Here is a 1,554-nt window from a genome sequence, read left to right on the forward strand (position 1 = left end):
CTTGAGATCCCATCAGGGGTGAGTAGCGGCCTGCACGGTGGCAGAGTGAGGTCGCTAGAAAACTCTCTGGAGGCCAACCATGCCGATGACAGCAGATCAATCTCAAGCGCAGACCACTACTCTCGTCGATCTTGGCGTAATTTTCGTCTCGTTGGAATTAAGCAAGTCAAGATGGCTGGTGACGGCTCTGTCGCCTGGCAGCAAGAAAATGTCCCGTCACACCGTCACTGGAGGCGATATCGCCGGTTTGTTTGCGTGCTTTGCAGCACTTCGCCAGAAGGTCAAACGACGAAAGAACAGATTGTACCCATTGGTCGTGATCCAAGAGGTGGGGCTCGATGGCTTCTGGTTAGGACGAGTGCTGAGCAAGGAAACTTGGATAGAGAGCCACATTGTGGAAGCCGCGTCGATTGCCATGCCGCGCCGGCATCGCCGGGCGAAGACCGACCGCATCGATGGTGAGACGCTGATCCGCGCTTTGATTGCATGGAAACGCGGCGAGCCTCGTGCGTGCTCAATGGTCAGGCTTCTCACACCCGAGGAAGACGACAACCGACGGATCGGGCGGGAGCGGAAAACTCTGATTGCCGAACGCGTCTTCCACGTCAATCGCATAAAGGGATTACTCTTCACTCAGGGAATTCGGGAATACGAACCTGTCAATCGAGATCGCCGCCAACGCCTGGACGAGCTTCGAACGGGCGATGGGCGTCCGCTATCAAAACACCTGAAGGCCGAAGTCTGCAGAGAACTCGATCGCCTCGAATTGTTGCTCACACAAATCAAGGCTGTAGAAGCAGAGCGAGATGCCTTGATCGTCCACGAGACGTTGGAGACACCAAAGGAAGCGACCGCTCTTTTGGGCATCAAAGGGATCGGGCCGGAATTCGCTACGGTCCTTTACACGGAAGGGCTATTTCGACACTTCGACAACCGACGCCAAATCGCATCGTACGCAGGCCTTGCCCCCTCGCCTTGGCAAAGCGGTAACGTCAACCGCGAACAGGGCGTCTCCAAGGCGGGAAATCCACGTTTGCGAGCCACCATGGTCGAGCTCGCCTGGCTATGGTTGCGGCATCAACCGAAATCGAAATTAACGTTATGGTTCAAAGAGCGCATTGCTCGCAACGCCGGCCGCTTAAAGACGCCGATGATCGTGGCGCTCGCGCGTAAGCTGCTCGTCGCTCTCTGGAAGTATGTGAGCTCCGGTGTCGTAATCGAAGGTGCAATCATGAAAATCGCTTGAAGCCGGAAGTGTCTGTGAAACGAAAATTCGAATCCTCAGGACCTGATCAGTCCTGACGGATCCAGGTGGACGGACCGGGAATCCTTTTGGCCTTTAAACGCCGATCTTGAGTTTGGTCCCGTTCTCCTGAGCCCGTGCCCGCCGAATGCGGGAAAATGGTGCAGCCGCCGAGAGCAGCGACCGGATGTGAGGTTGTATAGGCCCGAGAAACCGGGCCGGTAATTGCTATGGGCTCAGACCGCGGATCCGCTCACCAAGGAGAAATTCGATGCCACTTGAATGAACAATTGACAAAAGACCTGATGTGA

Annotated in this window: 1 protein-coding gene; it reads left to right on the forward strand. The window is 55.7% G+C overall.

Annotated features, from left to right (window positions below):
* Positions 1 to 85: 85 nt before the first annotated feature.
* Positions 86 to 1,246 carry an IS110 family transposase gene (locus tag HGP16_RS33680; RefSeq protein WP_168844261.1) on the forward strand — a complete coding sequence of 387 codons (1,161 nt, stop codon included), beginning with the start codon at positions 86 to 88 and terminating at the stop codon, positions 1,244 to 1,246.
* Positions 1,247 to 1,554 lie beyond the last annotated feature (308 nt).

This window comes from Rhizobium sp. P40RR-XXII, from assembly GCF_012641405.1.
GTDB lineage: Bacteria > Pseudomonadota > Alphaproteobacteria > Rhizobiales > Rhizobiaceae > Rhizobium.

Coding starts and splice junctions, on each gene's coding strand:
- HGP16_RS33680 (WP_168844261.1), top strand. CDS start 86: ATGACAGCAGATCAATCTCAAGCGCAGACCACTACTCTCGTCGATCTT.